The 5,474-nt window shown below is 59.5% G+C and carries 6 protein-coding genes; 4 read left to right on the top strand and 2 right to left on the bottom strand.

What is annotated here, in order from left to right:
- From BA066_06430 to BA066_06415, 4 genes are all read left to right on the top strand, one after another.
- A partial coding sequence (locus tag BA066_06430) for a hypothetical protein (protein RDD53061.1) occupies nucleotides 1–456 on the top strand: 456 nt, incomplete at its 5' end.
- Between the two features lie 99 nt (nucleotides 457–555).
- Complete coding sequence (locus BA066_06425) at nucleotides 556–1,509, top strand: hypothetical protein (GenBank protein ID RDD53060.1); 954 nt, start codon at nucleotides 556–558, stop codon at nucleotides 1,507–1,509.
- Entirely contained in the window at nucleotides 1,506–2,978 is a 1,473-nt protein-coding gene (locus tag BA066_06420; GenBank protein RDD53059.1) for a glycosyltransferase family 2 protein, read from the top strand. The genes BA066_06425 and BA066_06420 overlap by 4 nt, the downstream gene beginning before the upstream one ends.
- A gap of 40 nt (nucleotides 2,979–3,018) precedes the next feature.
- Nucleotides 3,019–3,885, top strand: coding sequence for an MBL fold metallo-hydrolase (locus tag BA066_06415; GenBank protein ID RDD53058.1), 867 nt, complete (start codon nucleotides 3,019–3,021; stop codon nucleotides 3,883–3,885).
- A 1-nt stretch (nucleotide 3,886) separates the two neighbouring features.
- Here BA066_06415 and BA066_06410 read toward each other — a convergent pair whose 3' ends face one another.
- Together BA066_06410 and BA066_06405 are read right to left on the bottom strand one after the other, a co-directional pair.
- The gene (locus tag BA066_06410) at nucleotides 3,887–5,014 is read right to left on the bottom strand and encodes a DUF354 domain-containing protein (protein RDD53057.1); all 1,128 of its coding nucleotides are present in this window, start codon (nucleotides 5,012–5,014) and stop codon (nucleotides 3,887–3,889) included.
- The coding region (locus BA066_06405; protein ID RDD53056.1) for a DUF401 family protein at nucleotides 4,882–5,474 on the bottom strand (593 nt) is incomplete at its 5' end. The genes BA066_06405 and BA066_06410, both read right to left, overlap by 133 nt.

Genomic DNA, 5,474 nt, shown 5'->3' with positions numbered 1-5,474 from the left:
GAGGCTGAGCTCAGCCTCAGAGCCGTATATAAGTACGAGGTCTTGAGGGAGAGGATACTGAGCAGGGCTCCTGTGACGGAGGAGATCGCTAGGATCCTTAGGGCTCGGGGTTTCGAGGTTATGAGCCCAAGGGAGGTGCTGGGCCTCTCCGGCATAGTCCACAGGTTCTCCATGTCCGCGAGGATGGGGGGTGATGAGCACCTGGTCGACGTCGTGCAGGGGGAGGGGCAGGTGGGCGAGGACAAGGTTCTGTCGCTCTTCGGCAAGATGGTGGACTCCCAATCGACCGAGGCCACCCTTGTAGCTATTCCCAGGGCCAGCGAGGGGGCAAAGGCCCTGGCCAGGAGCTTCAACATAAACCTGATAGAGGCCGAGAGTCCCGAGGATGCGGCATCGAAGATATCCGAGCGCCTGATCGGACCCAAGAGGAGGGAATCCATAAGCCTCGAGCGGTGATTTAGCTAAGCTGAGCTCCGATCCATGAGGAAGATGGAGCGATGCTGGGAGGTGCAGCGTGACCCGACAGCTTATAATATTCCCCCACGACACGGGAGGGTGAGCCCCTCGAGATCCAAGGCCCTCGCGCTCCTGGACCTCATGGTGAAGGGGTACCTGAGGGAGATAGCCCCCCGCTACGACCCGGCTACGGGCTATGACTACTGCGCCCCCCTCAGGGACCTGGGGATCGTTCCCTGTGAGGAGGCAATGAAGATAATCGGGGAGCTAGTTGAGATAGGGGTCCTCAGGAGGGAGATCCATGACAGGGTGGCCTCCTGCTCGAGGTGCGGCTCTGAGGTCCTCCTGGTGAGGGCCAGGTGCCCCTACTGCGGATCCCTCAGGTTCCAAAGTAGCGTCGTGATGGAGCATCTGCTCTGCGGCTACGTGGGCCTCGAGGCTGAGTTCCTAGCCCAGTCGGGGAGGCTCCTTTGCCCCAAGTGCGGTAGGGAGCTGAGGGAGCTGGGGAGGGACTTCATCAGGGTGGCGGATGTCCAGAGGTGTGAGGAGTGCGGTGAGGTCTTCTCGGTCCCCTCCCTCAATTACGAGTGCCTAAAATGCGGATATGAGAATAAGTGGACGGAGTTGAGGACGAAGGAGGTTCACAGATATGTTGTCGTTCCCGGGAGCATTACCGTGCAGATCCCGACCATGAGGCTCTATGAGGAGATCAGGAGCATGCTCTCCCGGGATTACGAGGTCCTGGGGCCCCATGTGGTCATGAGGGGATCCTCCGGGGTTGATCTGGAGTTCGACGTGGTCCTGAGGAGGCCGGGAGAGGGGTCCGTGGCCGCCGTGGTGGAGGTCGCGGATGAGCTGGATGAGGAGAGGCTCATGGCCATATTCTCCAAGGCCTATGACGTGGGAGCCGGGAGAGTTGTGGTGATCCACAGGGGGGAGGTGAGGGAGCCAGTGGCCAGGCTGGCATCGAGCCTCGGGGTGAGACTGGTTAGGCTCGAGGGAGTGGAGCGCACCCTGGAGGAGGTTCTGAGGTCCCTGGGGGAGGGAGCTTGAGGACCATCTACATGACCCTCTCCCTGATCTACCTCAACCTGATCCTGATACCGATCCTCACAGGGGGGCTTCTCTCCCTGGTGTCCTTCTGCACGGCCGTCCTGATATCATCGTACTTCATCGCGCACGCAGCGTTCTTCAGATCGGAGAGGCCCAGCTACCTTGGGGAGAGGTCCCTCCCCTTCCTCCTACTGGTCCTCCCGTTCCTCCTCTCCCTCACTCTCTCCTACGACATTCAGAGCAGGTTTGAGAGGTTCCTGTACAGCTTCCTAGCCTTCGGTCTGGCCACGATAACCTGGCACTACATGCTGCTGATCCCCCTGGCCGTTCACTACAGGAACCTGGAGGAGAGGGAGAGGGGAAGGCCCCTCCTCCACAGGCCCCTCGTCAGCGTGATAATACCGGCTAGGAACGAGGAGAGGGTGATAGACTACACAATAAGATCTGTTCTGGAGTCCGATTATGAGCCTAAGGAGGTCATAGTCGTCGACGATGCCTCAACGGACAGGACGTTTGAGGTGGCCTCCAAGTACCAGGGTCCGAGGTTCAAGGTGCTGAGGAAGGAGATCGGGGGGATGGGGAAGGCCAGGGCCCTCAACTTCGGCCTCAGGTTCGCGAAGGGGGATGTCATTGTGTTCATAGATGCTGATACGATAATCAGCAGGGAGGCGATAACGGAGCTCGTCAGGAAGCTTCAGGATCCAAACGTCTCCGCGGTGGCCGGTAACGTCATGGTGAGGAACAGGGTCAACCTGATAACGAAGCTCCAGGCGATCGAGTACATAGCCACATTTCACCTCTTCAGGAAGGGCCTAAGCGTCCTAGGGGCGGTTCCAATAATATCGGGAGCCCTGGGGGCCTTCAGGAGGAGCGTGCTCGAGGCCACAGGATTTTACGATGCAGACACCCTCACTGAGGACTTCGACGTCACAGTTAAGGCCCTCAAATCCGGGAGGGTGGTTCAGGCGAGCTCATATGCCGTGGCCTTCACGGAGGTGCCCGAGGATCTGAGGAGCCTCTACAGGCAGAGGTTGAGGTGGTACAGGGGGGCATTCGAGGTCCTGCTCAAGCACAGGGACGTCTACGCCTATCGTTCCGGCTTCGGTCACCTCAGGGCCCTCGACTTCCCGCTGATAATAATAAACAACCTCCTCATCCCCATTATAGACTTCCTGGCGATGATATCGATAGCCCTGGCCATCCTTAGGGGACTCATAATCCCGCTGATCATTCAGATATTGCTCTTCTCAACTCTACAGATCCTGATAACGCTGATAGCGCTTCAGATAGCGGGAGAGAGGGAACTCTCGCTCGCGGTGGTCCCGCTTTTCGCCCTAGGCTACAAGCAGTTCCATGAGGTGCTGATGCTCAAGTGCTTCCTAGACGTAATATACGCCAGGCTGAGGGGGAGGAGCTTCGGCTGGACGTTCGTGGAGAGGAGGGGATTGGAGGAGAGAGTGAGGCTCTGATCTTGCAAGCTTTTTTTAAGGTTACCAGGGGCCCGGGCCCATGCTCAAGGGTATAGGGGGCGACGCCTTCATACTCCCCGGAAGTCCAGCCACGCTTTTTGTCGGATCCCCTTCGGGCTTCTACGTCATAGACCCGGGCTGCCCCGAGGGGAGGAGGGCTGAGATAGAGGGGCAGGGGAAAATAGAAGCTGTTCTGATAACCCACTCCCACTCCGATCACGTGCTCGCAGCCAGGGGCTTGAGGAGCGAGTCAGGCATCTACGCACCTCTCCACGAGCTCCCCTTCATCGAGTCCCCCGAGCTCAGGGAGGCAACTACGTTCGGCGGCTACGCCCCCTGGAACCTGATATTCCACGTGGAAGCTTTGCCCGTGAGCGTGAACGTCCCCTTCAGGCTCCCCTTCAGGATAGATCGCATAGAGGCCCTGAGCCTGCCCGGTCACACCTTCGGCCAGGTTGGCTACCTCACGGACTCGGGCATACTCTATGCCGCTGACTCCATCTTCGGCGATAAGCTGCTGAAGAGGGTGGTTATCCCGTACTTCCTTGACTTTGAAGCAGCCTTGAGGACTCTGGAGTGGTTGAGAGATCACATTAAGGACTTCGAGAAGGTGGTGCCATCCCACGGCCCTGTTGTTGAGGGGAGGAGGGCCATGGAGCTGGTTGAGGAGAACCTGAGGGCGCTGGAATCCATAAGGGAGGGGGTGATATCAGCTCTCAGGGCCAGGGAGCTCACGGTGGAGGAGCTGACGTTCAGGATGCTTGCTGAGGGAGGGGCTGAGCTAACTCCGAGCTCTGTTATACTCGGCGCAGTGACCATCAGATCCCTCCTCTCCAGGCTCTATGAGAGGGGCATAGTTGATGTCCGGGCGATTGAGAGGGGGATCGTCTGGGCCCTCAGGGGCTAGATCAGCAGAACCTCCTCAGGACTTCCATGACCACGCTCACGGGGTCCTCGCATACACTGAGGAATTTCCAAGCCCTCTCCTTGAGGTTGCCAGCCTCCCACTCCTCCCTAGCCCTTCTATAGGTCTCCACAACATCTGATGGACCAGCTTTGAACATGAGGCCGGCTTTCATCAGCAGGCCGCTCACACAGGGTTCCTCCCTGGGGAGGAGAGATATTGATGGTACCCCTAGCAGGGCCGCCTCTCTTGCCATGGTGCCCCCGCCGGAGATGACCCCGGCCGACCTGGCTATGAGGGAGAGGCCGTCGAGGCTTGCCCTCACAACCTCCCCCGAGGGGAGCTCGATGAATCCATCCCTCCTCACCCTGAGGATCGGTATCCCGAGGTCCCCAAGCCTCCTCACGGCCACCTCGAATGCGGGATCCTCCCTGAGGTAGTGAGAGGCCACAGGAGGTTCCCTGACGATTATGTAGCCACCCTCATCCAGTCCAAGATCATATCTAGTGAACTCGCCCCCCTCCAGGTAGTCCAGGACGTGGGAGATCTCGAAGACTCCCCTGAACCTCACCGTCTCCCCGTAGGTCGGGCCGGAGAAGCACTCCGGCACTATCGAGACGGTCGCCAGGGGGAAGGTGAGCTTCGTGACGACGTGGGGCGACAGATCGTTATCGTTCATGGCCACCAGGGGTATGCCAAGGCCGAAGGCCACCCTGGCCTGCTCAACTGAGCCCTTCGATACTGCTGCACATGGCTCCTCTCCCTCGAGCAGGAGGGCCAGGGCCTCGACCCTCTCAGCGTACCTGAGCAGCTTCTCACGATCGCTCGCCCCCCACTCCCCCACGGGCGCGATGCTCATTCCTGGCAGCATCTTCCCCAGGAGCTCCACCAGGGAACCCTTCCTCCTGGTCGTCAGGAGGACCGGGCCCCTGTACCTGCTGAGGAACCTCCTCCAGAACCTGGCGTGAGCCTCGTTGACCACATCTATCCAGAGCTTCCTCAAGCGAGCCCACCCTGAAGGGGAAGGGCCAGAGAGAAGGTTATCGCAAGGCTCAGCAGGGTGGCCGGCACCAGGTACCTGTAGACCCCGGAGTACCTGGCACCGTAGTACTCGAGCGTCAGGACCAGGCAGAGGTGAACGGGTGAGAGCATGACCCCGAAGTAACCGCCAGCGTAGCTCGTGAGAAGGTATATGTCCTTTATACCCGATGAGGTGCCTATTATCGTGCTGAGGAGCGGCAGGGCCGTGCCAGTGTACACGTACTCGCCCGCCGTGGTGACCCCTATCACGAATGTTATGAGGAAGCAGAGGGGGAGGGGAGGTATGTTCCTGGAGGTCATGAAGCGGTAGAGGGCCTCGGCGGCCCTGCTATCGTAGACGTACTGGGTGAACATGGTCACCGCTAGGACCACCGCCAGTATCTTGATCGAGAAGGCGAACTTCAGCCCCTCCTTCAAGTCCTTCCTCTCTGGCCTCGCGTAGAGGGTCACGATCACGGCGGTGAGGAGGAGGGAGATGTCCACGGGGAGCCTGAGGAAGAAGATGAGGAATATGATCAGGATGAAGGGCCAGAAGTATATGAGGTACCTGC

The organism is Candidatus Korarchaeota archaeon NZ13-K (assembly GCA_003344655.1).
Classification (GTDB): Archaea; Korarchaeota; Korarchaeia; order Korarchaeales; family Korarchaeaceae; genus Korarchaeum.
The sequence above is the reverse complement of the archived record's forward strand: the minus strand, read 5'-3'. Positions and strand labels throughout refer to the sequence as shown.

What these genes read in the sequence shown, in the direction of transcription:
- BA066_06415 (RDD53058.1), top strand. Translation starts at nt 3,019, where the DNA reads ATGCTCAAGGGTATAGGGGGCGACGCCTTCATACTCCCCGGAAGTCCA.